The sequence below is a fragment of the Fusibacter sp. QWL-12 genome, from assembly GCF_058683495.1.
In genome coordinates, this window is the sequence record NZ_CM178745.1 from 2397768 (window position 1) to 2423855 (window position 26088).

At 40.8% G+C, this 26088-nt stretch carries 26 protein-coding genes; 24 read left to right on the forward strand and 2 right to left on the reverse strand.

What is annotated here, in order from left to right; translation table 11 throughout:
• Position 1: 1 nt before the first annotated feature.
• The 18 genes from AC4PID_RS11670 (at position 2) to AC4PID_RS11755 (ending at position 18455) form a co-directional block, all read left to right on the forward strand.
• Positions 2-649: a precorrin-8X methylmutase gene (locus tag AC4PID_RS11670; protein WP_492132173.1), complete on the forward strand. Its 648-nt coding sequence runs from the start codon at positions 2-4 to the stop codon at positions 647-649.
• Positions 649-1770 carry a cobalt-precorrin-5B (C(1))-methyltransferase CbiD gene (gene cbiD / locus AC4PID_RS11675; RefSeq protein ID WP_492132174.1) on the forward strand — a complete coding sequence of 374 codons (1122 nt, stop codon included), beginning with the start codon at positions 649-651 and terminating at the stop codon, positions 1768-1770. The genes AC4PID_RS11670 and cbiD overlap by 1 nt, the downstream gene beginning before the upstream one ends.
• Positions 1767-2375: a precorrin-6y C5,15-methyltransferase (decarboxylating) subunit CbiE gene (gene cbiE / locus AC4PID_RS11680; RefSeq protein ID WP_492132175.1), complete on the forward strand. Its 609-nt coding sequence runs from the start codon at positions 1767-1769 to the stop codon at positions 2373-2375. Before cbiD ends, cbiE begins: the two co-directional genes overlap by 4 nt.
• 25 nt (positions 2376-2400) lie before the next feature.
• Entirely contained in the window at positions 2401-2940 is a 540-nt protein-coding gene (gene cbiT / locus AC4PID_RS11685) for a precorrin-6Y C5,15-methyltransferase (decarboxylating) subunit CbiT (RefSeq protein WP_492132176.1), read from the forward strand.
• 48 nt (positions 2941-2988) lie between these two features.
• Positions 2989-3684 (forward strand): precorrin-2 C(20)-methyltransferase, encoded by a 696-nt coding sequence (gene cobI, locus AC4PID_RS11690; RefSeq protein ID WP_492132177.1) that lies wholly within the window; start codon positions 2989-2991, stop codon positions 3682-3684.
• Between the two features lie 94 nt (positions 3685-3778).
• Positions 3779-4528 carry a precorrin-4 C(11)-methyltransferase gene (gene cobM, locus AC4PID_RS11695; protein WP_492132178.1) on the forward strand — a complete coding sequence of 250 codons (750 nt, stop codon included), beginning with the start codon at positions 3779-3781 and terminating at the stop codon, positions 4526-4528.
• The gene (locus AC4PID_RS11700; protein WP_492132179.1) at positions 4512-5558 is read left to right on the forward strand and encodes a cobalamin biosynthesis protein; all 1047 of its coding nucleotides are present in this window, start codon (positions 4512-4514) and stop codon (positions 5556-5558) included. The genes cobM and AC4PID_RS11700 overlap by 17 nt, the downstream gene beginning before the upstream one ends.
• Positions 5555-6271 (forward strand): precorrin-3B C(17)-methyltransferase, encoded by a 717-nt coding sequence (cobJ, locus tag AC4PID_RS11705; protein ID WP_492132180.1) that lies wholly within the window; start codon positions 5555-5557, stop codon positions 6269-6271. Before AC4PID_RS11700 ends, cobJ begins: the two co-directional genes overlap by 4 nt.
• On the forward strand, positions 6268-7095 hold the full coding sequence (locus AC4PID_RS11710; RefSeq protein WP_492132181.1) for a precorrin-6A/cobalt-precorrin-6A reductase: 828 nt from the start codon (positions 6268-6270) through the stop codon (positions 7093-7095). The genes cobJ and AC4PID_RS11710 overlap by 4 nt, the downstream gene beginning before the upstream one ends.
• Before the next feature lie 93 nt (positions 7096-7188).
• Positions 7189-8421 carry a glutamyl-tRNA reductase gene (hemA, locus tag AC4PID_RS11715; RefSeq protein ID WP_492132182.1) on the forward strand — a complete coding sequence of 411 codons (1233 nt, stop codon included), beginning with the start codon at positions 7189-7191 and terminating at the stop codon, positions 8419-8421.
• On the forward strand, positions 8414-8896 hold the full coding sequence (locus AC4PID_RS11720; RefSeq protein WP_492132183.1) for a precorrin-2 dehydrogenase/sirohydrochlorin ferrochelatase family protein: 483 nt from the start codon (positions 8414-8416) through the stop codon (positions 8894-8896). Before hemA ends, AC4PID_RS11720 begins: the two co-directional genes overlap by 8 nt.
• A complete protein-coding gene (gene hemC / locus AC4PID_RS11725; RefSeq protein ID WP_492132184.1) occupies positions 8893-11310 on the forward strand; it encodes a hydroxymethylbilane synthase in 2418 nt (805 codons plus the stop codon). The genes AC4PID_RS11720 and hemC overlap by 4 nt, the downstream gene beginning before the upstream one ends.
• The gene (hemB, locus tag AC4PID_RS11730; protein WP_492132185.1) at positions 11297-12262 is read left to right on the forward strand and encodes a porphobilinogen synthase; all 966 of its coding nucleotides are present in this window, start codon (positions 11297-11299) and stop codon (positions 12260-12262) included. The genes hemC and hemB overlap by 14 nt, the downstream gene beginning before the upstream one ends.
• Positions 12263-12284: 22 nt before the next feature.
• Entirely contained in the window at positions 12285-13583 is a 1299-nt protein-coding gene (hemL, locus tag AC4PID_RS11735; RefSeq protein WP_492132186.1) for a glutamate-1-semialdehyde 2,1-aminomutase, read from the forward strand.
• Positions 13584-13942: 359 nt separating this feature from the next.
• On the forward strand, positions 13943-14287 hold the full coding sequence (locus AC4PID_RS11740; protein ID WP_492132187.1) for a helix-turn-helix domain-containing protein: 345 nt from the start codon (positions 13943-13945) through the stop codon (positions 14285-14287).
• On the forward strand, positions 14284-15579 hold the full coding sequence (locus tag AC4PID_RS11745) for a type II toxin-antitoxin system HipA family toxin (RefSeq protein WP_492132188.1): 1296 nt from the start codon (positions 14284-14286) through the stop codon (positions 15577-15579). Before AC4PID_RS11740 ends, AC4PID_RS11745 begins: the two co-directional genes overlap by 4 nt.
• Before the next feature lie 308 nt (positions 15580-15887).
• Positions 15888-17222, forward strand: a complete 1335-nt coding sequence (locus AC4PID_RS11750) for a TldD/PmbA family protein (RefSeq protein ID WP_492132189.1) — start codon at positions 15888-15890, stop codon at positions 17220-17222.
• Positions 17223-17231: 9 nt separating this feature from the next.
• A complete protein-coding gene (locus tag AC4PID_RS11755) occupies positions 17232-18455 on the forward strand; it encodes a metallopeptidase TldD-related protein (RefSeq protein ID WP_492132190.1) in 1224 nt (407 codons plus the stop codon).
• 201 nt (positions 18456-18656) lie between these two features.
• Here the strand turns inward: AC4PID_RS11755 and AC4PID_RS11760 are convergent, their stop codons facing one another.
• Both AC4PID_RS11760 and AC4PID_RS11765 read right to left on the reverse strand, forming a co-directional pair.
• Complete coding sequence (locus AC4PID_RS11760; RefSeq protein ID WP_492132191.1) at positions 18657-19997, reverse strand: MATE family efflux transporter; 1341 nt, start codon at positions 19995-19997, stop codon at positions 18657-18659.
• Positions 19998-20037: 40 nt separating this feature from the next.
• The gene (locus tag AC4PID_RS11765; protein WP_492132192.1) at positions 20038-20535 is read right to left on the reverse strand and encodes a MarR family winged helix-turn-helix transcriptional regulator; all 498 of its coding nucleotides are present in this window, start codon (positions 20533-20535) and stop codon (positions 20038-20040) included.
• A gap of 156 nt (positions 20536-20691) precedes the next feature.
• On the opposite strand from AC4PID_RS11765, the gene AC4PID_RS11770 reads away from it, so the two are divergent.
• The 6 genes from AC4PID_RS11770 (at position 20692) to AC4PID_RS11795 (ending at position 25944) form a co-directional block, all read left to right on the forward strand.
• Complete coding sequence (locus AC4PID_RS11770; RefSeq protein ID WP_492132193.1) at positions 20692-20907, forward strand: hypothetical protein; 216 nt, start codon at positions 20692-20694, stop codon at positions 20905-20907.
• A 186-nt stretch (positions 20908-21093) separates the two neighbouring features.
• Complete coding sequence (locus AC4PID_RS11775; protein WP_492132194.1) at positions 21094-22122, forward strand: glycosyltransferase; 1029 nt, start codon at positions 21094-21096, stop codon at positions 22120-22122.
• The gene (locus tag AC4PID_RS11780) at positions 22122-23132 is read left to right on the forward strand and encodes a phosphodiester glycosidase family protein (RefSeq protein WP_492132195.1); all 1011 of its coding nucleotides are present in this window, start codon (positions 22122-22124) and stop codon (positions 23130-23132) included. The genes AC4PID_RS11775 and AC4PID_RS11780 overlap by 1 nt, the downstream gene beginning before the upstream one ends.
• A gap of 12 nt (positions 23133-23144) precedes the next feature.
• On the forward strand, positions 23145-23537 hold the full coding sequence (locus AC4PID_RS11785; RefSeq protein WP_492132196.1) for a hypothetical protein: 393 nt from the start codon (positions 23145-23147) through the stop codon (positions 23535-23537).
• An 87-nt stretch (positions 23538-23624) separates the two neighbouring features.
• Positions 23625-24344, forward strand: coding sequence for an ABC transporter ATP-binding protein (locus tag AC4PID_RS11790; protein WP_492132197.1), 720 nt, complete (start codon positions 23625-23627; stop codon positions 24342-24344).
• Positions 24337-25944 (forward strand): putative ABC transporter permease subunit, encoded by a 1608-nt coding sequence (locus tag AC4PID_RS11795; protein ID WP_492132198.1) that lies wholly within the window; start codon positions 24337-24339, stop codon positions 25942-25944. The genes AC4PID_RS11790 and AC4PID_RS11795 overlap by 8 nt, the downstream gene beginning before the upstream one ends.
• Positions 25945-26088 lie beyond the last annotated feature (144 nt).

Below are 26088 nucleotides of genomic sequence, written 5' to 3' on the forward strand. Positions count from 1 at the left end.
GATGTCTTATATAAAAAAACCAATGATGATTGAAAGTACGAGCTTTGATATCATCGATGACATTATAAAAGAAGAAGGTAGAGTCTATCCAAGTGATTCTGAGATACATCGCCTTATTTTCAGACGCGTCATTCACACCTCAGCAGATTTTGATTATTTGGATAATCTAAAAATAGATCCTGAATTTATCGATGTGTTTGAAAGCGTAATCAACACACCGCTTACAGTTTATACCGATACACAAATGGCACTTTCTGGCATTAACAAGGCAGCTTTTGGTAAGTTACCATGGGAATTAAAATGCCTTGTGGGTGATGAAACTGTAAGAGCGCTTGCAAAAGAGGAAGGCATCACAAGATCTATGGCGGCGGTAAGTGTTGCTCTTCAGAGCGAAGGTAAGAAACTTTTCGTTATTGGCAATGCGCCCACTGCAATATTCAGATTGTTAGAAGCAGATGAAAAAACACTTTCTGACGTGGTGGGTGTGATCGGTGTACCGGTGGGCTTCGTCGGTGCAGCAGAATCCAAGGAAATGCTCTATGAACATGTGATACCAAGTATCGCTGCGCTGGGGAGAAAAGGTGGCAGTAACGTTGCTGCAGCTATCGTCAATGCACTGATGTACTATTTTGTTGGGAGAAATGAGTAATGATAATACTGGGTGAGGATGGCAAGGAACTTAAAACAGGATATACCACAGGTAGTTGTGCAACCGCAGGTGCACTTGCAGCGATGCTACTCTTGACAGAACAAATGGATGTGCCTGCTGTTGCCATAACTTTACCTTCAGGAGACGCATTACAAATTCCTGTTGAAGAAACAAGACAGCTATCGCAAAACTCTGCGATGGCAAGAATTATAAAGGATGCTGGAGAAGATGCTGACGTCACACATGGACTCGACATTATTGTTACAGTTACACTGGACCCTGCAAATCAAATGCCTCCCTATGAAGAAGTCGTTATAAAAGGTGGCTTAGGGGTTGGCATCGTCACGAAGACAGGGCTGCAAATTTCACCTGGCGAAGCAGCGATTAATCCAGTTCCTAGACAGATGATCAGTGCTCATGTTAGACGACATTTGCCAGATGGGATGGTGGCTACGGTTACAGTATCTGTTCCAGAAGGGGAAAAGGTGGCAAAGAAAACCTTTAATCCACGACTGGGGATAGAAGGTGGCATATCCATTATCGGGACTTCAGGGATCGTTCGACCAATGAGCGATGACGCCTATAAAGCAACGATTCACACAGAGTTGAAACAAAAGAAAGCATTGGGTGAAACCACTGCGATTTTGGTACCGGGCTTACATGGTGAAAAATATGCGCAAGGCTTGGGCTATGAATCTAGACAAGTGGTGCATATGGGGAACTTCGTTGGCTTCAGCATACAGTCTGCTGAGAAATTGGGCTTTGAACGAATGCTCATAATTGGACACTCAGGTAAGCTGATGAAGGTCGCAGGTGGCATTTTTAATACACACAGTCGCGTGGCAGACGCAAAAGCAGAAATATTAATTACTGAACTCGCACTTATGTCAGCCCCACTCAGTTTAATTGAGACAGTTTTGATGGCGAATACAACGGATGAGATGAGTGCTTTGCTTGAGGCGACAGCCTATTTTTCAGCATTTCAAAAACTGACGGAAAAAGCGAAAGCAAAGGTTAAAAATCAGCTCTTAGAAGAGACTCAGGTTGATATCGTCATCTATAGTATGGCGGGTAAAATACTGGGCGATACACGTGAAAAGAATTGTGAGAAAAATTTATGATAGAGATAATTGGAATTGGTCCAGGTGATGCACGCTATCACACGATAGAGGTCAATGAGCGAATAAAAGCTTCAGAGTATGTCATCGGTACAGAAAGACAACTGGAGAGTGTTCATGTCTTAGAAAAAGGGATTCGTTACGATGGCAAACTTGCAACTTTAAAGGCACTTATTGAAACTGGACTTACGCAGTACGGAAGTGTTAGTGTATTAGCCTCTGGCGATCCTAGCTTTTATGGCATTTCAACGTGGATACAAAAGAACTATGAATCCGAGCAGATCGAAATCGTCACCGGAATCAGCAGCCTTCAAATCCTGTTTGGTAAGCTAGGGCTACCAATGCACGACGTATTTTTAACCAGCTTACATGGTCGAGAACCGAATTGGGAACTTTGGACAAAACTACCTAAAGTGGGTCTTTTAACCGATAGAGTTCAGACGCCAGCTGTGATTGCAAGGACTTTGCTAGACAGAGGGCTCAATCCCAAAATGGTAGTAGGTGAGTGGTTGACCTATCCAGAGGAAAAAATTGAGATAGGTTTAGCGAATGATTTTTTACAGCGTCAATACGAATTTTGTGTGGTGGTGATCAATTTTGAAGGATGAAGCATTTATTAGAGGAAAAAACCCTATGACGAAAATGGAAGTCAGAGGGACGATTATTAGCTATCTTGAGCTTGAAAGTGCGCATTCGGTACTTGAAGTTGGCGCTGGAACTGGTTCGGTTACCATTCAGATGCTAAAGACCAATCCCACTTTGTCCGTGGTGGCAATTGAAAAAACGTCAGAGGGAACAGAGCTCATTCGCTTAAATGCAGAAAAGCATGGCGTTTTTCTAGAGATTCTGGAAGGCGAGGCGAGTACTTTACTAAAAACCGTATCTAAAAAGTTTGATCGCGTGTATCTCGGTGGCACAGGGCGTTATCTTTCAGAAATTATGGCTGAGATTACCCCAAAGCTTGAAAAAGGGGCCATCATCGTGTTTTCTGTGATTACACTAGAGAGCTTAAATGAGATATTTGCTTACGTAAAGGACAACGAGGACTTCAAGGAGCTAGAGGCGAGCCAAATACAGGCGAGTCGATTGGAAATGTTGGGGAGCTATCATTATTTTAAACCGCTCAACCCGTGTTATGTAATCAAGGTTACGTACTGTAATGAGTACATTTGATATAATTGTGATAGATTTAACCATTAAATTGAGTTAAGGGAGATAAATATGGCAAAATTGATCGGTATTGGTGTCGGCCCAGGAGATCCTGAGCTTTTGACCCTCAAAGCGATTAAAGCTTTAAAAGAAATAGATATTTTACTTTTACCTACTGGACGAGCTGGTGGTGAAAGTGAAGCATACGGGATCGCTTGTAGCTATATACCTGAGCAGGTCGCACAGATTAAGAGACATTTTCCGATGACCTCAAATACGGTTGAAATGCTTGGGGCTATACAAGAAATTGCGGAAGAGATCATTCCGATGATTCAGGCTGGTAAAACCATAGGGTTTATTACCTTGGGCGATCCTATGTTGTATAGTACCTATGGCTACTTGAAAAAGTTTGTAGAGTTAGAATGCGAAGTAGCTACCATACCGGGGATTATGTCGTTTGGCGCAATCGCCTCTGGTACCAACCATATTTTATGTGAAGGGGATACGCCGCTGGTGGTTTACCCTTGTACGGATGATTTATCGAGATTGGATGCGCTCTTAGCCAGTGGCAGTGCGCTGGTTTTGATGAAGGTGTTTAGACAGTTTGAAGGGGTGAAGGCGAAGCTAATCGCAAATGGTTTAGCAGATAGCTGCGTCATCGCATCTAATTACGGCAAGCCAAATGAAGTGCTTTATCGATCACTTGAGGATGTAAATCCTGAAAACTTGAGCTATTTTACGACGATATTAGTCAACCCGAAAGCTTAGTGAATCGAAAGCATTTTAAATCGAAGCATAGTGAATCGAAAGCATTGTAATCGAAAGTATAATCATCGACAACGTTTAAATAAAGGAGAATAAGATGAAGGTTAAATTTGTAGGTGCAGGTCCTGGGGATCCAGAGTTGTTGACGATTAAAGGACATCGTGCGTTAAGTGAAGCGGATACAGTGATCTATGCTGGGTCATTGGTAAATCCAGAGCTTTTAAAATATTGTAAATCAGGTTGTGAGATCTATAACAGTGCAGTTATGAATCTAGAAGAAATCATAGAGGTCTGCCATAGAGATACAAAAGCTGGGCTATCCGTCGTACGCTTGCATACCGGTGATTTCTCAATTTACGGTTCTTTAAGAGAGCAAATTGAAGCGCTCAACGCTCTCGACATCTCATATGAACTGATTCCTGGTGTAAGCAGTTTTCTTGGTGCGGCATCGGCTCTAGAAATCGAGTATACGGTACCAGAGATTTCTCAAAGCTTAATCATTACGCGTATGGAAGGAAGAACGCCAGTGCCTGAGCTTGAAAAGCTGTCGTCATTTGCGTCACATCAAACGTCTATGGCCATCTTTTTATCCTCTGGAATGGTATCGGATGTAATGGCTGAGTTGGTCAAAGGTGGCTATACTGAGGACACACCGGTTGCAGTGATCTACAAAGCGACTTGGCCAGATGAGAAAATCGTTAGAGGGTCAATCGCCGATATCGCAGAGAAGGTCGCTGAGGCTGGCATCTCAAAAACGGCACTCATCATCGTCGGCAGATGCTTAGGCTATGAGTTCAATGCATCGAAATTATACGATAAGGCATTTAGCCATGAATTTAGAGCATAAATGGTATATGATTGCCTACACGACAGATGGCAATCGTCTTTTGGATCAGTTGACAGGATTACTGGAACCAGCCGTCATCGTTAGGTACGATAAAGCGGCAACCACGACCTCTGCCTTTTACAAACGCGCTTTTTCTGAAAAGTGTCAAGTGAGTCTCGTTGCAGTTGGCGCATTAGGGATCGCAATAAGGTCGATGTCTCCTTATGTTAAGGACAAGCTAACTGACCCGGCGGTGATCGTTATCGACGATCAAGGTAAGTTCGTCATCTCTGCTTTATCTGGGCACGCAGGCGGTGCAAATCATCTTTGTGAGGCACTGTCTGTAAAGCTGAAGGGTATTGGCTACCAAGCCACAGCGGTAATTACTACTGCTACTGATATCAGAGGCGTTGAAGGCATTGAATCGGTCTTAACAGAATTCTATGTGCCATTAAATAATTATCGAAAAGTGTTGAAGACGGTTAATATGCATATTGCCGAAGGTGGTCAGGTGGAAATCCTGTTTGATCCTTGGCTTTGCGAAAATAAAAGCAATCAAAGAATTCTAGGCACTTCCACTGCTACGTCAAAGCTTAGGCTGGCGATCGCACTTAGAAACCCAAGCTACTGGCTTGATGAGAAGACAAATAATGCGTTAGATCATGTATTTTATAGCCGCTCTTTAGTGGTGGGTACAGGAAGTAAAAGGGATTTAGATGAAACGCTTTATGAAAATGCTTTTCTAGAAGTTCTTGGCGGTCTTGGCGTTGCGATAGAATCCGTGAAGACGCTATCTTCTATCACTTTAAAAGCTGAAGAGGCATGTATGCTGAAGGTTGCTTCAAAATATGCAGATCAGTTTATCTGTCATGGCGTGGATCAGCTTTCAAAACTAGAAGGCTTATTCGAAGGATCTACGTTTGTAAAGGCAAATGTGGGTGTCACAGCGGTGGCAGGTCCTTCTGCCTATATTTTGACACAAGATGAAATGAGTTTTACCAGATATAAAAAAACAGGGTGCACTTTTGCACTAGGGAGGCTAATTAGATGATAAAAGTAGTGGGGATTGGCCCTGGCGCACGTGAGCATATGACCTATGCAGCTGTAGAAGCAATTAAAAGTTGTGATGTGGTCGTTGGTTATAAAACCTATATTGACTTAATAAAAGAATTTATCGGCGAACAAGAGGTAATCGTCAATGGCATGAGAGGCGAGGTTGAGCGCTGTAAGGAAGCCGTTGCACAGTCCTTAAAGGGTAAAACTGTTTGCGTCATCTCAAGCGGAGATGCTGGTGTTTATGGTATGGCGGGTTTGATCTATGAGCTCGTTCCTGAAGGTCATGCGGTTGAGGTCATCCCAGGCGTCACTGCTTCAACTGCTGGCGCAGCAATCTTAGGCGCACCTTTGATGCACGATTTTTGCCATATTAGCTTAAGCGATTTGATGACGCCACTTGAAACGATTTATAACCGTGTTAAAGCAGCGGCGGCTTCTGATTTTGTGATCTGTCTGTATAATCCAAAGAGTCATGGCAGACCAGATTATATCAATGAAGCGCTTTCGATGATAATGAGCTATCAAGGGACGAACCTATGGGTTGGACTTGCGAAGGATGTTGGACGTGAGGGCGAACGCACCATCGTTAGTAAGATTGATGAAGTGGATTACGATTTAATCGATATGACGACAGTGGTAATCGTCGGCAATTCAAATACGAGGAACATCGGTGGTAAAATGATCACGCCAAGAGGCTACACCTTATGATTCTCATCTTAGGTGGGACTCATGAAGGTGCAATTTTGTGTAAACGACTAGATGATGCGGGTATCGCATATCACCTCTCTGTTGCCACTGAGCTTGGTCGCTCGGTGTATGGCGACCTGAAAGGCATCGTCACTCAGCAGAGATTTACGGATGAGGGCTTGGCGGATTATATCAAAGTTAATCAGATAGAAATGGTGCTCGATCTAACACATCCACATGCCAAAGTAGTGACCGAAATGGCGAGAAGGGTTTGTGCGTCTTTAGATACGAATTACTTGAGATATGAAAGACCGATGAACACCTCTGTTGATGCACTTCCAGAAAACGTGTGGGTCGTCTCATCTGTTGAGGCTGCGATCCAGCAGATTCTCAGGTCAGAATCTGGCAGTATCCTTATGACAGGTACAAAACACATCGCAGATTTTATAAAGGTATTTGGTAAAGCACCCTGTTATTTTAGGGTGATGCCAAGTCTTTACTCTATGACCGTTTGCGATCAAGAGGGTGTCGATCTCGATCATATATTTGGCATAAAAGCACCTTGTCCAGTGGCGGTGACAAGAGAGTTAATCGCATCCTATGGGATTAAGTACTTTGTATTTAAAGAAAGCGGATTGGGCAGTGCTACTGAAAGTAACATAGAAGCGGTTAAAGGCTCAGATGTGATCGGGATTTTAATCAGAAGTGATGAAGCTGTAGCTGTTAATACGGCTCAATCAGAAACGGAAATTTCAATACCATCCTTAGAATTAGCACCGAAAAAAACACAACGAGATGTACAGTCTGACCTAGAGGCAATCTTCCAAGCGATCATCTCTCGATAGATTAGTACATCTTTTATAGGTATTCAAGTAGACATTTCAGTCGTTTATAGTTTTGGTAACGAAAGCGTTATATAGAGCGGTTAAGGGGTAATTATGAAAATCAACGTAGTGGGTATCAATCATGAAACAGCAAGTGTTAGCCAAAGAGAAATAATGAGTTCGCTTGCGCTGACGCCCGTGGAAGTTAAAATGGGCACTACAGTAAGTGAAGTCAGTATTTTGGCAACGTGTGGGCGATTCGAAATCTATTTTATCGCACCTTCTGAAAGCTATAAAGAAGCACATCGTGCAATAGTTGAGTTGCTTGAAGCACCTTTTAATGGATGTCCGCCAGAATTTTATTGGCATACGCAGGAGTTTGCGATTGCACATTTGATGCGCGTGGCTTGTGGCTTAGATTCTGCTGTTTTAGGTGAGGATCAAATTCTTGGACAGGTGAAAAATGCGATATCAGATGCATCTGAATGTGGTGCAGCTGGGAAAATACTAAACAAGGTTTTTCGTGATGCGGTCTCGTTTGCAAAGGCGATTAAAACAGAGCTTAAACTTTCCGAAAATCCACTTTCTTTAAGTTATATCGCGGTTAAGAAAGCAAGTGAATGTGGCTTTTTAAAGGAATCGGCATCGGTTACCATGGTGGGACTAGGTAAAATGGGTGGATTGGCCATCCAATATCTTTTAGACTCTCCCGTACAACTCATCTATGTATCCGTTAGACACCCTGAGCGTTTACCAGATTGGGTATTGGTGCACCCTAAAGTGAGAATTGCTACCTTTGAAGAGCGCTATGCCTGCATCTCTAAAAGTCAGATTGTGGTTGCCTCAACGGGTGCGCCGCATACCGTTATTCGCGAAGAGAGCTTTGAAAAAATGAAAGGTGAGCTACTGTTAATTGACCTTGCAATGCCAAGGGATATCGAAGAAAGCTTAGGCAATCATGATGACGTTACCCTTTGGAATGTCGATAATCTAAAGGACATCTCCGATGCAAACCTTCAGAGAAGATACGAACTCACGCAAAAAATCGTTACGCGGTTAGATGAACAAGCGCTAAAAACGAAAGCTTGGATCGACGGGCTCGACGTGGATGACATTATTAAAAAATGGCATGAAAGTATTGCCAACATCACGGGTGAAGCGATGAAAAGCATCGGGCGTAAAAACATCGCCTATACACCGAGAGAAACGGAACTTTTACAAACACTGTTTGAATCTTCTTTGAAACAAATGATCAAAGCGCCTCTTGAGAGTCTGAAAAAGATGGAAGATAAGTCTCAAAGAGAAGCGTACATCGGTATGTTGAAGGAGCTATATAACTATGAGTAATTTTGTGCCTGTGCTACTAAAAGCAGAGCAACTGAACATACTGATTGTCGGATATGGTCGAATCGGCAGACGTAAAGCTGAAAAGTATCTTGAGGCAGGGGCAAGCGTGTGCAGCATCGACCCTGACCCTAATCAGAATGCGGATTTTGTCATGACATTTGAAACGTATATAAAAGCGCATGAAGCGCATTTTAGCGAGCAGCATATGGTCTATATCTGTACGTCAAGTACAGAAGCAAACGAAACCGTTATGGCGAGTTGCCAAGCAGTCGCCAAATTATACAACCGAACAGACGCGGGCAATTTGGGTCAGTTTTCTGATATGGCCTATCTTGAAGCTGATGATTATCTCATCGCAACGTCGGGTAAAGCCGCTTCGCCACATATGGCTAAATTTCTACGATCATCGTTAAAAGAGTGGCTGAGTAGTCTTTCTTTTGAAGCAGCTTATAAAGAGTGGAGGAACAGAAAATGATCAATAAACTCATCGTAGGCACGAGAGGTTCTAAGCTTGCAGTTACCCAAACGCAATGGGTAATGGATGCAATTTCTGAGAAGTTCCCTAACCTAGCATTAGAAATGAAAATAATCGTCACAAAAGGCGATCAAATACAAGATAAACCACTGGATAAAATCGGCGACAAAGGCTTGTTCACTAAAGCACTTGAAGAGCAGCTATTAGATGGACGTATCGATTTTGCAGTTCATAGCCTTAAAGATATGCCAAGCGATCAGCCAGAAGGTCTGAGTTTGGCAAAGGTACCGAAACGTGAGGATGCCAGAGATGTTTTGGTACTCAGAGAGGGGTTAACTGGACTTAAGGACTTACCAGTAGGCGCTAAAATAGGTACAGGTAGCAAACGAAGATTGTTTCAAATCCTAAAGACTCGGCCTGATATAGAAGCAGTACCTATTCGTGGTAACGTTGAAACTAGAATCGGAAAGATCTTAACCGAAAATTTAGATGGCGTCATTTTAGCAGCAGCTGGCATTCATCGCTTGGGACTTGAAAAGCAAATCACTGAGTACCTTGACGTCGATGTCTTACTCCCTTCTCCAGCACAAGGTGCATTGGGTCTTCAATACAAAACCGAAAGAGAAGAAATCAAAGCGATCTTAAATGCCATCCGCTCAGAATCCGATGACCTCTGTGTTAGAGCAGAGCGTGCCTTCCTAAAAGCCATAGAAGGGGGGTGTCATGTACCAGTAGGTGCCTATGCCACTCTTTTAGGTGAGAGTCAACTGGAACTAAAAGCCATCTTTGGGGATGCAGAAGGTGAAGCGTTAATGCTGGTTAAGCTAGTAGGCGATCGTCAGTCACCAGAAGCCTTGGGAATCAGAGCTGCGAATGCCATTAAGAAAAAAGGAATCGTCTATCTCGTCGGTGCAGGTCCAGGGGATGAAGGTTTAATCACTGTAAAAGGCAAAGAAAAAATTGAAGCCTGCGAGGCAATTGTATACGATCGATTGGCAAGTCCGAAGCTGGTCGCTTTGGCACCAGCAGATGCTGAGCGAATCTATGTTGGAAAAGCGGCTGCCAATCACGCAATGACACAGGAAGAGATCAATCAACTGCTTGTGAAATTAGGCTTACAAGGTAAAAATGTCGTCAGATTAAAGGGCGGTGACCCATATGTCTTTGGACGTGGTGGCGAAGAAGCGCTAGCGCTTAAAGCGGCTGGAGTAAACTTCGAAGTTGTCCCGGGCATCACATCCCCTATTGCAGGTCTTGGATATGCGGGCATACCGATAACACATCGAGGCATTACAACCTCATTCCACGTCTTTACAGGTCAGTTTAAGGACGATGAAACCGAGCTGGATTTTGACAGCATCGCCACCATAAAAGGCACTTTGGTATTTTTAATGAGCATCGCAAGCTTTAAAAAGATTGCCAAAGCGCTCATCGTTCGAGGGTATCATCCAAAAACCCCAGCTGCGATCGTTTCAAACGCAACAACGGTCAAACAAAATGTTACGGCGACGACTTTAGAGGGACTAGATGACATAGAAGATGTTTTATCCCCAGCTTTTTTAGTGATTGGGGAAGTAGTTGCACTTAGAGAGGAACTCAATTGGTTTGAGTCACTCCCACTCTTTGGCAAGCGCATACTGGTCACAAGAGCGACCAGTCAAGTGGGGATACTTTCAGATCGATTGACGGCTTTGGGCGCTGAGGTTACTGCGATGCCAATGCTTGCCTTTGAAGCACTGCAGCTATCAAATGAAAAGAATCGAGCGCTAATTTCTAGTGACTATACACAGGTTTGGTTTACCAGTGAAAACGCAGTACACTTTTATTTTAAAGCACTAAAATCTGCTGGACTGGATACAAGACATCTCGGAGGCATGAAGGTACTCGCAATTGGCCCAACGACGAATCGTGTCGTAATGTCGTATGGCATCACGCCTGATTTTATTCCGGCCGTCTATACCCAAGAGGGAATCGTTGAATTAATGCAGCCCCAGCTTTCAAAGGCGGATCGCGTATTACTACCTGTATCTGAGGATGCGAGAGAAACCTTGGAACAACTACTTTCGAAGACTTGTGAAATCGTCAAGGTGCCTTTATATCGTCCTGTGAATCCAGCGTTAGGCGCACCGTTTCACATGTTAGACGATTCGCCACAAGGAACATTTCTCGGTAGATCGCTTGACGCTTTTGATTATGTAACGTTTACCAGTGCTTCTACGGCTGAGCATTTCCATCAAATGCTGATGGCAAATACACCTGAACGACTCGCTCAAATTAAGTGCTTGTCCATAGGACCGATTACCACAGCAAAATTAAAAGAGCTTGGCTTCAGGCAGATACGCACAGCTGAGACGCATACCATCGACGGCATGTTAGATGCTTTGATTACAGGAGCTGAATATGAAACGATTTAGAAGATTAAGAATGCAAGATGAACTTAGAAATAGCATCAAAGAGAATCATCTCTTAAAAAGCGATTTAATTACACCAATTTTCGTGATAGAAGGCGAAAATATAAAAAATGCAACAGCCGCAATGCCTGATCTTTATCGATACTCACTGGATCGACTAGAAGAAGAACTCACTGAGCTCAGGGACAGAGGCCTATTCAAAATTTTATTATTTGGCGTACCCGATCACAAGGATGCAAGAGGCACCATGGCATACGCTGCTGAAGGCATCGTTCAAAAGGCAATCAAGCAAATTAAAGCGTTTGATGCGCGTTTCTATATCATTACTGATATCTGCCTCTGTCAATATACCGACCACGGTCATTGTGGCATCCTAGACGATCTTGGGGAAGTGGTGAACGACGAAAGTGCGAAGCTTATGGCAGCCATCGCTCTTAGTCATGTGCATGCTGGCGCAGATATGGTGGCACCATCCGATATGATGGATGGCAGAATCGCTGCGATCAGAGAGCGTTTGGACGTAGAGGGATTCACATACATCCCGATTTTATCGTATTCGCTGAAGTACTGTTCGAATTACTATGGCCCATTTAGAGCCATCGCAGATTCTAAGCCACAGTTCGGCTCTAGAGACCACTATCAGATGGACTATCACAACAGCAGACAAGCACTTGAAATCGCAAATGAAGATTTAGCACAAGGAGCGGATTTGATAATGGTAAAACCTGCGATGCTTTACCTTGACATTGTGAAAACCATTCGTCAGTCACTTTCAGCACCCGTTGTCGTCTATAATGTCAGTGGCGAATACGCCCTTTTATTAAAGGGGATTGAACAAGGCTTAGTCAATGAATCCATTGTTTATGAAACGATGATTGGTTTTAAAAGAGCAGGTGCAGACCTCATTATCACCTATTTTTCAAAATGGCTTGTAGATAGAAATTTAGTATCCTAAATCAGGACACCTTGGAGGAAAAATGAAAAATTATAATCGATCAAATCAATTGTTTGAAAGGGCTCAAAAGGTGATTCCTGGAGGTGTCAACAGCCCCGTTAGAGCTTTTCGCTCGGTGGGAAGAGCGCCTATTTTTATAGAAAGCGCAAAAGCGGCGACGTTAACCGATGTGGATGAAAACACCTACATCGATTTTATCGGTTCTTGGGGTCCGATGATTTTAGGACATTCACCGAGCTTTGTGGATCAAAATCTATTGTCGGTGATTCAAAAGGGGATGAGCTATGGTGTACCGAGTCCGCTTGAAGTGGAAATGGCGGAATGCTTAGTAGATGCTTATCAAGGACTTGAGATGGTGCGTATGGTCAACTCGGGCACAGAGGCGACGATGAGCGCCATTAGAGCGGCTAGAGGTTACACCGGGAGAACAAAGATTGTAAAGTTCGAAGGCTGCTACCATGGCCACTCAGATGCCTTATTGGTAAAGTCCGGTTCTGGAACCCTTACGTATGGCGTCCCAACTTCACTGGGTGTACCGGCAGATACAGTTAAAGACACACTGGTTGCGGTTTATAACGACGTAGTGGGCATAGAGCAGCTTTTTAAAAGTAATGGGAATGAGATTGCCTGTGTGATCTTAGAGCCGATAGCGGGCAATATGGGCGTTGTACCTGTAACAGATGAGTTCGTAAAAACCTTAAGAAAGCTTTGCGATATCTATGGTGCCGTTTTAATTTTTGATGAAGTCATTACTGGCTTTAGACTTGCCTACGGTGGCGCTGCATCCCTTTTAAACGTCACACCAGATATGGTCTGCTTTGGCAAAATCATCGGTGGTGGTCTACCCGTAGGTGCTTACGGCGGTAAAAAAGAAATCATGAGCGTGATTTCACCGCTGGGTGGTGTCTATCAAGCTGGCACCCTGTCAGGCAATCCAATTGCGATGTATTGTGGGCTTGAGGTGCTTAAAACGCTTAGAGAAAATCCAGAAATCTATACGCGCTTAGAAGAAAAAGCAGCTTACCTAGAGTCGGGGATGAACCGTATCATCGAGGAATATCAATTTCCGGTTACGTTTGTAAGATACAAGTCAATGCCGTGTTTGTTCTTTAAGACAGGTAGCTTGAGCAGCTACGATGAAGTAAAGGGCTGTGATACAGAAGCCTATGCGACTTACTTTAAGGCCATGTTAGAAAGAGGGATTCTTTTACCACCGGCGCAGTTTGAAGGGCTCTTTTTATCGACAGTGCATACGACTGAAGATTTAGAAGCTTATCTTACTGCTAGCGAAGCAGTACTAAAAGAGATGTATTTGAAATAGATGTATTTAAAACACTAGAATCTAGACTAACAAACATCATGGCAATTACTTGAAGATAATATAAAAAGGATTAAGAAAAAAATTAAGAAGAAAAATAGTTAAAAACGAGTGGCTGCAGATCTAGTTTAGATGCAGAGCCACTCGTTTTTTCATTAGGATAAAGGAGAAACTTAAAAAATTTCTTCTTTATGTTTATAAAGGTTTGACGCGTTTGATAAAAGCTCGTTTTTTAAACAGCAATATTATACGTGTTAACTATGTAAATTAAGATTAATCTGCAACATATTGCGTTTTAAAAAACGGAGTTGTATAATATAAGTGAAAGCTGTTAGTATACTTTAATCAATCGAGGTGGAACCGTGAATAAATATTTAACTTCAAAAAGTGCTTTGATGGATATCGGTGCGAGATTAAAAGCTTACAGAATTGATTTTCCATTATCTCAAGAGGCACTATCTGAGAAATCTGGGATATCGATTCGGAGCATATCACGTTTGGAGAATGGTGAGGATATTCAGTTCGGTAATTTGATTAAAATTTTAATCGCTCTAAATTTAGATGCTAATCTTGATCTATTAGTACCGGATCCCAAAAGGCGACCATCCAATTACCTGAATAATAAAGTGAAACAACGACAACGTGTAAGAATAAAATCGACAAATATTAATAAAAAGCAAATTAAATGGGGAGATGAAAAGGTATGAGACATACTGCAACCGTATCGCTATGGGGAACTATTGTTGGCTATTTTCATTTAGATGAAGAGAAAAAGTATGTCTCCTTTGAATACGATAAGGAATTTATCTCAATGGGTGTTGAACTTTCTCCTATTATGATGCCTTTGTCAAATCGAGTTTATGAATTCCCTGAGTTAGCTAACTCTGCATTTAGAGGCGTCCCGGGATTATTGGCAGATTCTTTACCTGATAAATTTGGAAACGCGGTTATTGATCAATGGCTTGCTTCGTCTGGTCGAACACCAGAATCATTTAATGTCGTCGAACGACTTTGTTATACTGGGAAGCGAGGTATGGGTGCATTGGAATATGCCCCTGCGCTTATTGATTTAATGAGTAAAGATGAAATAATAAGTGCAAATCAACTGGCAGATTTTGCTTCAGCGGTTCTAGAAGAGAGAAAAGATATCATTCTGTCTTCTAACTTTGAATCGGATTATAAACAATTGCTTCAATTAGGAACATCTGCAGGCGGCGCAAGAGCAAAAGCAGTCGTAGCCTATAATAGCGTTAAGAATGAAATACGGTCTGGTCAAATTGACTTAGGAGAAGGCTACGAATATTGGTTGATTAAATTCGACGGGGTTAAAAAGAATGGAGATCATCAGTTAGAAGATGTTCCAGAGTATACATTGATAGAATATGCTTATTACCTTATGGCTCTAGAGGCAGGCATTGTTATGAGCGAATGCAAGTTGCTAAGTCAGGGGGGGCGTAACCATTTTATGACCAAACGCTTTGATCGTGTTTTGGGGAAAAAACTGCATATGCAATCCCTCGGTGCGATAATGCATATTGATTATAATGAGCCTGGATTATGTAGCTATGAGCTTGCAGCCTTAACCGCTAGAAGAATGGGGTTGTCTTATAATGATGTCGAACAATTTTATAGGAGAATGGTCTTTAACGTACTAGCAGTTAACCAGGATGATCATGTGAAAAATATTTCATTTCTTATGGATAGAAATGGTAAGTGGCAGCTTTCGCCAGCTTATGATATAACTTTTGCTTGCGATTCAAATAATAAGTGGCTTCAGGCACATCAAATGACGATAAATGGGAAGAAAATGAACCTTACTTATGAGGATCTCTTAGCATGTGGTCAAAACATGGATATTAAACCCAATAAATGTAAGCAGATTATTACTGAAGTAAAAATCGTAATACAGGAGTGGCGTAAGTTAGCGCGTTCAGTTGGCATCAGAGAAAAAACGATTCAATTGATTGAATTAAAGCTAAAAGAAAATGATTGTAATTAGTATTACGCGCCGTATTTGGCGGGTTGTTGTTAAAATAGAGGATAATTTGTCAAATTCGGCTTGATAAGTGATGTAGGAATTTAGAGTAAATAAATATGTAATAATATTGAGGACATAAAAGGCCTCATTTTATTTTTTTGAAATCAGATCCTATAAAAATTGTCAGACAATGCTTCTATGTTGTTTGTTTGTATCAAATTGATAACGAAAAAAAAATTTATATATCTGATAGAATTCTAACACAATTTTAATTTAATTCGTGTATAATAGGTTTAAGTTCGATAAGAATCTAACATAAGGAGGCGTCTATGTATCATTTTCCAAAAGGGCTCTACACTGATTTGAGAATTGAAACCTTATTTGATACGAAAATTACGTTTAAAAAAGAAAAATTGCAAGAACAGAAAGTAAGAACGAATAAAGGTGCTTTTATTCGCGTGTTTGATGGTAATCGCTGGTATTATAGCGCAACCACTGAACTTGAAGCTCTACAGGAGAAAATCGATGAACTGGCTTCATTGGCGACGCCAAATGCTTCGATACTAGATCATCCTATCGTTAAGAAATTCGAAGTCAATGTAGACACTTGCCTTAAGTTTGAAGAGGGTGATCTCTCTAAAATCGATGTTATGGCAAAACAAGAATTACTTAGAGGTTACTTAGATTTATTAGAACGTGAAGAGATTGTACATCATTCTTCATTCTATGTAGACAATAGAATCACAAAAGAAATCATTTCGTCAAAGGGAACACATGTCATCTACGACAGACAAACTTGTGGCATCAGGCTGAATATGGAGCTGGTTAGTGGTGATAAAAAAGATTCAAGCCGCGCATCAAAGGCTGGTATCTACTTTGAGGATTTAAAAGCCATCCGTAGTGAATTGCAGGAGGAAGTCGATAAAAGCATCGCGTTTGTAAAAGAAGCGGTACCTGTAGTACCTGGGGATTATGTGGTACTAATGAGTCCATTGACCACAGGTGTTTTCACACATGAAAGCTTTGGCCATAAAAGTGAGTCTGACTTTATGTTAGGTGATCCAAACATGAAAAAGGAATGGGCAATTGGCAAGCAGGTAGGAAGTCCTGGATTGACGATTATAGATGATGGTCATGTTTTAGGCAATGGCTATACGCCATATGACGACGAGGGCAATGAAGCTGAGAAAACGTATATCGTTACCGATGGTAAACTAACGGGGCGTCTGCAAAGCACAGTGACTGGTACACATCTTGAAGAGGGACTTACAGGTAATGCTAGAGCAATGAACTTTGAATTTGAACCGATCGTCAGAATGACGACGACTTATATAGAAAAGGGCAATCGCCCTCTTAAAGAGATTGTTGCAGAGATTGAAAAGGGGATCTATATTGAGGACATCAAGCATGGCTCAGGTATGTCGACCTTTACGATTGCACCGTCTCGTGCATATATGATAGAAAATGGCAAGATTACAACACCAGTAAAAATTTCGGTTGTGACTGGAAATGTGTTTGAAACGTTGGGCGAAGTGGATGCTTTAAGTGAAGAATTTGAGCTCCTAAGCTTCGTTGGAGGCGGCTGCGGAAAAATGGAGCAATGGCCATTACCGGTTGGTTTTGGTGGTCCATATACACGTGTTAAGAAGCTTACGGTTCAATAGGGGGAGCATATGAAAAAAGAATGGCTTGTAATTAAGGAAAAAGAAACAACCGTTAAAGTTAAAACGGCTAAGGTTGAAGCGGTACGTTCTAAAGACATCGTCAAAAAGGGCTATCGCGTTTATAAGGATGGGAAAATAGGTATCTCCGGAGCAATCGGGGATGTACCAATGGCGCAGCTTGAAAAAGATGCAACTGAGAATTTGATGACAGATATCGCCTATCCTTATGCTTTGACAGGGGATAAAAAGGATCATAGAAGCTACAATGCATCGCCAATGGATGCGAAAACCCTCCTTGAAGAAACAGAAGCGATTTTGGCCTTCTTTAGAGAGAGCTATCCAGAGTTTGACTATTCTGAGCACCTATCTGTAATCGAGCATTCGGCTTGGATGCAAAATACAGAGGGACTTGATCTAAAGTATGAGGATGCGTATTTTGAGCTGGCTTTGATTTTAAAGGAAATTGGTGGACCCAATGTGTTTGATGGCTTCTTAAGTTACTTTGGCAGATCGTTTGATCGAGCGAAGTTTATTGAACAATCAAAAGCATTTATGAAAGGCTATTTGGGAAAAGCGGATCTCCCAGAAGGGGATAAGCTACCTGTTTTCTTTATAGGTGAAGATAGCTTCAATGGCATATTTTCAAGGTCGTTAAATGGCGAAATCTATGCGACAGGTTCCTCTCTTTTCAAAGGAAAGTTGGGAGAAACCTTATTTAATGAAAAGTTGACTTTATCGATCTGGAAAAATCCAGTGCAAAATTTCGCACCTTTCTTTGATAGAGAAGGTATGACTTATGAGAATGACAAGCTACCTTTAATTCAAAAAGGTAAGTTCGTCAGTGTCTTTGCTGATAAGAGAACGTCTGACCTTTATTCATTGCCTTATACTGGCGGTGCAACTGGAGACTATGACGGGCTACCCGTTCTAACTGCACCTACACTTGGTTTTGACGTCGACACAGAAGACATTACGCAAGTCCTTGAAGGGCAAAAATCAATTCTCGTGGTCATTAGTTCGGGCGGAGATTTTACGACTGACGGTGACTACGCAACACCTGTACAGGTCAGCTTCCTTCTTGAGGGCACTGAGATTATTGGCAAACTACCAGAGTTTAACATGCGTTCAAATCTATACGATATGTTTGGTAAGGATTATATCGGAACCTTTGAAAGTCCTTATTACATCGGAGAAGGGGCACAGCTTCATGGCATGTGGATGAAAATTAACTAGTTTTACTCAAAAGATATACAAGCGTGATAGATAGCAAAAATAAAAGTTCTATTACTCAGTCTGTGACTTTAACCCTCACAAGACTGTGCAATAGAACTTTTTTTCTGAAACAACTTTACCACAACCTTACATGTGGCAAAACGGTGGATTCAATGTTCGAAGAGATCAAATATTAGCTAAGTTTTCAATACAAATGAAAAGCTAAGCTTGTACTTCATCCAAATGGCGCATTTCATGGAATAAGAAGATCGCCGTAACCACTGAAGCTGTAAAGTCAGCAGATGGACCAGCATACCAAACGCCTGATAAGCCAAAGAATTTTGGTAAAATGATCAATAGAGGGATGAGTACGATAACCTGTCTGAGTAGGCTAAGGAAAATAGCCTTTGGTGCTTTTCCAACTGCTTGGAAGTAGTTGGCGCTGATAATTTGAAACCCAATAACAGGTAGCATCGATAGGAATATTTTCATACCCTTTGTAGCAACGCTGACGAGCTCTGGATCACTGTTAAAAATGTGAATCAGTTGTTCCGTAAAGAACTGAGTGAGTAAAAAGCCAGTCGTCGAAACACAGGTGCCTGCTAATATGGCAAGCTTAAGCGTTTTCTTAACGCGATCATACTGCTTCGCACCGTAGTTGTATCCAACGATGGGCTGAGTCCCCTGATTAAGACCGAAGATCGGCATTAAGAAAAAGATGGCGATGGCATTGATTACGGTCATTGCACCGATAGCGATGTCGCCACCAGTAGATTTTAGTGCATTATTTGAAACGACGGTTACGATACTTGCTGCGACTTGCATAAAGAACGGCGACATCCCAATTGAAAGGATGCTTGCGATAATCCCAGTATTCAGTTTAAAGTTCTTTCGGTGGATTCGAAGATGCCCTTTACCAAGGCCGAAGTGTCTGAGCACTAACGTCATTGTTACAAACTGTGAGATGATCGTTGCTACTGCCGCGCCTCTGATCCCCATACCAAGAGCAAAGATAAAGATTGGGTCGAGGATAATATTTGTTATAGCCCCTGCAAGTGTGGTTAACATCGCTTGTTTAGGGCTACCTTCAGAACGCATAACGCCAGTCAAACCAAAACCAAGGCCTTGGAAGACAGCTCCCATAAGGATAACGGTTAGGTATTGATCTGCATAGCCTATGGTTGCATCACTGGCACCAAAAAGGTAGAGCAACGGTGTTTTGAAAATCAATCCTAATACTGAAGCTGAGAGCATGATGAGGATTAAAAGTACAAATGCATTGCCTAAAATATGTTCTGCATCGTCTTTTCTGTTTTGACCAAGGCGGATGGAAATTCTTGCACCTGAACCGATACCGACGAGCATGGAAAGTCCCATGAGTAGCGTCATAAGTGGTAAAGATAATCCGATGCCAGTCATAGCCAGTGGTCCTAGCCACCCGATGTACATACGGTCGACGACGTTATAAAGTGCATTGACGAGCATACCCACGATTGCAGGTAAAGAAAATTTAAATAATAATTTACCGATTTTTTCAGTTCTAAGTAATTCGTTGTTGGACATAATTTCACCTTAATTTCTAATCTGTGTTTTGTAATAGTGTCTAAAGTTTGCTTTGAGCGGATTTATATTGTCTTGCGTTTTGCAATAGTTTTCCAAAGAGGATTTCTAACTGTTGCGCTTCATCGGTCGTAAAACCTTCGAGTAAGACATCATGCCATTCACGGGCGATGCCTTTTAGGTTATCGTGTACGTTTCTTCCAGCTTCAGTAAGTCTAATTCTATTGATGCGATGATCCTGTGCATCTCTAATCCTTTCTACATGACCACATTTCTCAAGCTTGTTTACAGAACGGGTAATGGTTGCTTTATCCACCTCAAGTGCCTTTGTAAGTTCATCTTGACTGGAAAGATCATGCTTGTAAAGATAAAAGATGAGCGATAACTGCCCACCACCTATATCAAAATCACTCGCTTTTTGTGCGAAGAATGACTGACCTGCTCTCGATAGTATAGAGATTAATTTGCCTATTTGTGAGAAATCCGTTAGCCTACCATCTGGCTTCACGTCGATTTCTGGACAAACTTTTGTCTCGTTCATAATTGTCCTTTCTAAAAATTAGTTGCATTGTCAACTTATATTAGCGAAAATTAGTTGCATTGTCAACTAAAATAAAACATTAACAATCTTGATTAACAAATATTGGAATGGGTAATTAATTAACAAATTCAGTTTAGGTTAGAATGGAGCGTGTTTATGAAATTAGGAAAAGTAACTCTACAAATGAGCGGTGTTGATTTAGCCAATTTAAATGAATCTGAAATTATAGAAAAAATAAAATCAGGTTGTGAAGCAGAAGGGGTTGACCCTGACACACTCGGTGAAATCAATGTGTACGTTAATATCGAGGGCACTGCAGTGACCGCATACTACGTTTGTGACAGTTGCAAAGGTGCAATTAGACTTAACTAAGTCATTATAATCTTACCTCACTTAAGTCCTGTTTTCTCTATCAATTCAGAAGAGAAACAGGGCTTATTTTTGCGTCTAAGATGGATTGAGCTGTATTTAAAATGATTTTTAGGGATTATTTTTCCTTTAAGGATAGATTAAGGTTGCAGTGCTACGATTTGACTATAAAAGATGAGGAGGTAAAGAATGAATCCTTTTATAATCATACCCGCATATAACCCTAACCATAGATTAATAGAATTAGTTGATGACTTAATCCAGTTCAACTTCAATGAAATTATCATCGTAAATGACGGTAGTGAAGTTGAAACGTTACCTATTTTTGAGTCTTTATCACTTAGAGAAGAGGTGATTCTTTTACATCATGGGATTAACCTTGGGAAAGGTGCAGCACTTAAAACGGCATTTGAAAAAATTAAAAACTTTAGAAGGCCATGTATCACCGTAGATGCCGATGGTCAACATGCACCTAAAGATATTTTTAGAATCGCGCAACAGCTCATTCGAAATAAAGAAGCGCTCATTTTAGGCGTAAGAAATTTCGATTTTGAACAAGTGCCATTCAAAAGCAAATGGGGCAATAAAATAACTTCTAAGGTATTTAAATGGTCGACTGGCTCAGAATGTACCGATACACAGACTGGACTTAGAGGTTTTCAACCAGATATGATTCAAACTCTTCTCGAAGTTGAAGGTGAGCGTTACGAATATGAGATGAATGTTTTACTCAAAGCATCCAAGTTAAATTATCCTTTTAAGGAAGTTCAGATAGAAACTCTGTATTTTGATGAAAACAGTGGTAGTCACTTTAACCCATTTTCTGATTCGATAAAAATCTACGGTGTAATCCTTAGATATAGCTTGTCTGCAATTACATCAGCTGTTGTGGATATTGGTCTTTTCGCAATCTTGACACATTTAGTTGGCATACTTCCTCTAGTTGCAACTGTGCTCGCAAGACTGATATCGGGCGGGTTTAATTTTAAGGTCAATCAAAGTCTTGTTTTCGAATCTAAAGGAAAGAAGCTACAAGAACTAAGAAAATATACATTGCTTTTCTTTACACAGATGATGGTTAGCGCTAGCTTGGTACAGCTCATAAGTATGTTATCGGGAACGCCGGTAATTGCTAAAGTTCTAGTGGATAGTTTTCTATTTATTATGAGTTATTGGATTCAAAGAAGATTCATTTTTAATGGAGTTGGAGGTAAATGATGCATAATTGGTTAAAACGTCATATTTGGACGATTGGAACAACCCTTATATTACTATTGAGTAGTACTTTTGTACTTTTAGATACATTTGTGGTGGAACACGCCGTGGTTAAACTGGATGCAAGCACTAAAACCGCCGGCGTTACTACCCAAACGGTGAGTTTTACTACTAACACAGGCGGTGGTGACACACAACAGCAAAATACTACAAATGACACGATATCAAATGACACAAGTTCTAATGAAGCGATTACGACAGAAACCTACACTGAAGCAGTAGCTTCGGCGGTAATTGACACGAATTCATATCAAGATGACCATCTAACGATAGAAATTACCACCTATGATGAGAATGGCGTCGTGTATTATGTCGCAGATATACAAACGGATCTACCAGAACTGCTTAGAACTGCACTTGCAAACGACACCTATGGTAAAAATGTTACTGCATCGACTTCGAGTATTGCATCAGCACATGACGCAATCTTAGCGATAAATGGTGATTATTATGGCTTTAGAGATTCGGGCTATGTGGTAAGAAACGGTGTGTTGCTTAGAAGTTCTGTACTCAGTAGCTCGACAGAGGATTTAATTATTGATAAAGATGGCAATCTTAGCATCGCTTATGAAGGTACTTACGATGCTGAAGAAGCAGTTGAAAATGGCGCTGTAGATATCCTATCTTTTGGTCCGGCGTTAGTCATTGACGGAGAGGTCGTAGATAGAGTTACAAATAACAGCGAGAAAAACAATCCGCGAACTGCTATTGGTCAGATCGGCGATGGGCACTATGTATTCGTAGTGGTAGATGGTAGAACTTCTCAGAGCACAGGGGTCACATTAGATGCATTAGCTCAAATTTGCTTAAATCTTGGCTGCGAAACCGCTTATAATTTAGATGGCGGTGGATCGTCAACACTCTATTTCAATGGTGAAGTCATCAATCATCCAACAGATGGTAGAAATGATGGTGAACGAAAAGTAAGTGACATCGTTTACTTTGGTTATTAACAGGAGGCTATTATGACCTATTTTGAAATTAAAACGAAAAGACAAGTGATCGGGTATTTGATTGTGGCCATTTTGGTATTTGTCATCGACCGTGTCTACAGTATCTTTTCTCATGGTGTCAGTTCATTGGCTATGTCGACTATGGTTGTATCGGTTTTGATATTAGGGGTAGCTGGATACAGACTGATGGGATTAACCCTGCACAAACGATTTACAAAAAAAGGCGTCAATCGCTTTATTCATCTATATAATTCTGGAATTGCAACATTGGTTATCGGTCAGTTCTTAAAGGGCGTCCTAGATATTGCTGGAACGGGTTCTCCCTATATTAAGTATTATTTCATAGCTTCAGGCTTCATGATTTTACTCAGCTTTATAACGCTTTCAGCAAAAACAGAAGCCTAGTGTATTTTATGGTTATCCCACTATTTTTTAAGAGTTTCTTAATACTTTATAGGTAAACTGACCTTAGAAAATTTAAGGGGTGATCATATGTTGCAAGTCAATCACGTTACCAAGGTATATTCAAATGGTAAAAAAGCAGTTGATGCTTTGGATTTAGACATTAGAAAAGGTGAAATATTTGGATTTATTGGACCAAATGGCGCTGGAAAAACCACGACACTAAAGATGATTACTGGAATCATCGCACCTACGGAAGGTGATGTGTTAATCAACGATCATAGTATCCTAAAGGATGCGGTTGGTGCAAAACATCAGTTTACTTTTGTACCAGATCATCCTGAGATCTATGATGCCATAAAAGGCATAGAATATTTAAACTTTATCGCAGATATGTATGACGTCAGTAAAGAAGAACGTCGCCAAAGAATCGAAAAATATACATCCATTTTTCAAATAGACGATGCACTTTCACAAACCGTCAATTCATACTCACATGGTATGCGTCAAAAGCTGATGATTTGTGGTGCACTTTTACCAAATCCTAACGTTTTTATTCTAGATGAACCACACGTAGGCCTAGACCCACATTCTGCAAAAGTACTCAAGGATTTAATGAAAGAGCATTGTGACAATGGTGGAACCGTATTATTTTCATCTCACGTACTCGAAGTTGTTGAAAACCTCTGCGATCGTGTTGCGATTATCCACAAGGGTAAATTGATTGCACTGGGCACACCAGAAGAAATCAAGCATGATAGAAGTGTTTCTCTGGAAGACATATTCTTGGAGATGACGAAAGATGAATAAACTCCTTTCACTAACAAAGCTTCAAGTGAAAGACTTCATGAGTAAGTACTCGCAACAGCTTAACATGAACAAAGCGCTTTCACGACTTTTGATTCTTTTACCCATATTCTTATACATCCCAGTGTTTCAGATTGTAAAATCATTTTATGACAGTTTCTCAGCAATTGGGATGCCAGAATTGACTTTAACTTATATTCATGTGGCTGTAAGCATAATCGTATTTATTACTGGAATCCCGTTAATCATATCGCTATTCTTTTATTCAAAGGACTTGAGCTTACTGGCAACGCTTCCTATAAAGGAAGATACCATCGTATTTTCAAAATTAGCGACCGTTTATGTCTATTTATTTGGCATCTCTGCTCTGCTTTTTGGTACGGGTGTAGGCTTTTACGGGATCGCAGGTGGATTTAAACCTATAGAACTTTTACTCGGTATAATTGCGTTAATTTTAACGCCAATCCTACCTATGATATTTGCAACGCTCATCATCATTCCATTTATGACGATGATCGGTGGACGAAAAAACAGAAACATGATGATTCTTATAGGGAATCTTATCTTTATTGTCATTATTTTGGGATTACAGGTATTGGTAACAAGATTACAGCTTGATCCAGAAAATATGCAAAGACTGTTATCATCAAAGGATGGGGTGATGTCTATCGTAGGCAGTAAATTCCCTCCAAGTGTTTGGATGACAAAAATGGTGATGAAATCATGGTTAGAGGGACTATACTATATCGGTCTAAACTTAGGCTTTGTCATTGTGTTGAAATTCGCAGCAACGTCACTTTATAAAGGTGCCATGAGTAAATACAATCAACAAGCGTCAGCAACTAAAAAGGGTAATCTTAAAGACTACAATTATAAGACGTCATCAAAACGCATACTACTCATAAAAAGACATATCGGGATTATTTTCCACAACCCTACGTTCTTACTGAATACAGTTATGAACATGTTTGTACCGATCTTGTTATTTGTCATCTATACTTTTATGGGCATCATGGATATGGATACCTTTAAAGATCCGATGTTGGCACCTTTTATGATCTATATCTATACCGGGATAGTCGGTGCACCAATTTTAATGGGGAGCTTATCGACGACTGCAATAACGAGAGAAGGAAAGACTTTCTGGGAAACGCGTGTTTGGCCAATTAGTGCTAAAGAAAACTTACAGACTCGGATATTAACGACTATTATTCTCAGTCTATCATCTAGCTTGATACTTGGCATTGTTGCTGGTATACTGCTTCCAGTGACATTTTCTGATATTATTTTAACAATAATATGTGTCGTAATTGCAACACTTTGCTTTAGTACTTTAGACCTAATCATCAACATTACACGACCATATCTCAACTGGTCCAATCCAACAGCAGCGGTTAAGAACAACCTAAACGTTATGCTGTCATTATTACCTAGAATGGGATTTGGAATCATCGGGTTTGCACTTTTCAGACTATTGCCAGATGTGGGTGGAACCTTTATGATTGCTATATTTAGTGTTATTTTTGCCATAGGTTTTGTTGTTTCGTATGGTTTCGTTTTTGGTAGATTAATTACAAAGTTTAGCAATATGGACATAGAATAGCAAGTAAATAGAAAAGATTAATCAAAACGATAAACATCCCACAGGTAAAAAAGCTTTAAAAACTTTATCTGTGGGATGTTCTATTTTTAAAACAAAAAAACACTAAAAACATATTAAAAATAATTTACAAAGAGAAAAAAAAAT

Bases quoted from the DNA above. Each gene is read 5' to 3' on its own strand.
- AC4PID_RS11780 (WP_492132195.1), top strand. From the start codon at position 22,122: ATGCATAATTGGTTAAAACGTCATATTTGGACGATTGGAACAACCCTT.
- cobM (WP_492132178.1), top strand. From the start codon at position 3,779: ATGAAGGTTAAATTTGTAGGTGCAGGTCCTGGGGATCCAGAGTTGTTG.
- cobI (WP_492132177.1), top strand. From the start codon at position 2,989: ATGGCAAAATTGATCGGTATTGGTGTCGGCCCAGGAGATCCTGAGCTT.
- cbiT (WP_492132176.1), top strand. From the start codon at position 2,401: ATGACGAAAATGGAAGTCAGAGGGACGATTATTAGCTATCTTGAGCTT.
- hemC (WP_492132184.1), top strand. From the start codon at position 8,893: ATGATCAATAAACTCATCGTAGGCACGAGAGGTTCTAAGCTTGCAGTT.
- AC4PID_RS11755 (WP_492132190.1), top strand. From the start codon at position 17,232: ATGAAAAAAGAATGGCTTGTAATTAAGGAAAAAGAAACAACCGTTAAA.
- AC4PID_RS11710 (WP_492132181.1), top strand. From the start codon at position 6,268: ATGATTCTCATCTTAGGTGGGACTCATGAAGGTGCAATTTTGTGTAAA.
- hemB (WP_492132185.1), top strand. From the start codon at position 11,297: ATGAAACGATTTAGAAGATTAAGAATGCAAGATGAACTTAGAAATAGC.
- AC4PID_RS11750 (WP_492132189.1), top strand. From the start codon at position 15,888: ATGTATCATTTTCCAAAAGGGCTCTACACTGATTTGAGAATTGAAACC.
- AC4PID_RS11775 (WP_492132194.1), top strand. From the start codon at position 21,094: ATGAATCCTTTTATAATCATACCCGCATATAACCCTAACCATAGATTA.
- AC4PID_RS11760 (WP_492132191.1), bottom strand. From the start codon at position 19,997: ATGTCCAACAACGAATTACTTAGAACTGAAAAAATCGGTAAATTATTA.
- AC4PID_RS11670 (WP_492132173.1), top strand. From the start codon at position 2: ATGTCTTATATAAAAAAACCAATGATGATTGAAAGTACGAGCTTTGAT.
- AC4PID_RS11785 (WP_492132196.1), top strand. From the start codon at position 23,145: ATGACCTATTTTGAAATTAAAACGAAAAGACAAGTGATCGGGTATTTG.
- AC4PID_RS11765 (WP_492132192.1), bottom strand. From the start codon at position 20,535: ATGAACGAGACAAAAGTTTGTCCAGAAATCGACGTGAAGCCAGATGGT.
- AC4PID_RS11770 (WP_492132193.1), top strand. From the start codon at position 20,692: ATGAAATTAGGAAAAGTAACTCTACAAATGAGCGGTGTTGATTTAGCC.
- AC4PID_RS11720 (WP_492132183.1), top strand. From the start codon at position 8,414: ATGAGTAATTTTGTGCCTGTGCTACTAAAAGCAGAGCAACTGAACATA.
- hemA (WP_492132182.1), top strand. From the start codon at position 7,189: ATGAAAATCAACGTAGTGGGTATCAATCATGAAACAGCAAGTGTTAGC.
- AC4PID_RS11700 (WP_492132179.1), top strand. From the start codon at position 4,512: ATGAATTTAGAGCATAAATGGTATATGATTGCCTACACGACAGATGGC.
- hemL (WP_492132186.1), top strand. From the start codon at position 12,285: ATGAAAAATTATAATCGATCAAATCAATTGTTTGAAAGGGCTCAAAAG.
- cobJ (WP_492132180.1), top strand. From the start codon at position 5,555: ATGATAAAAGTAGTGGGGATTGGCCCTGGCGCACGTGAGCATATGACC.
- AC4PID_RS11790 (WP_492132197.1), top strand. From the start codon at position 23,625: ATGTTGCAAGTCAATCACGTTACCAAGGTATATTCAAATGGTAAAAAA.
- AC4PID_RS11745 (WP_492132188.1), top strand. From the start codon at position 14,284: ATGAGACATACTGCAACCGTATCGCTATGGGGAACTATTGTTGGCTAT.
- AC4PID_RS11795 (WP_492132198.1), top strand. From the start codon at position 24,337: ATGAATAAACTCCTTTCACTAACAAAGCTTCAAGTGAAAGACTTCATG.
- cbiE (WP_492132175.1), top strand. From the start codon at position 1,767: ATGATAGAGATAATTGGAATTGGTCCAGGTGATGCACGCTATCACACG.
- cbiD (WP_492132174.1), top strand. From the start codon at position 649: ATGATAATACTGGGTGAGGATGGCAAGGAACTTAAAACAGGATATACC.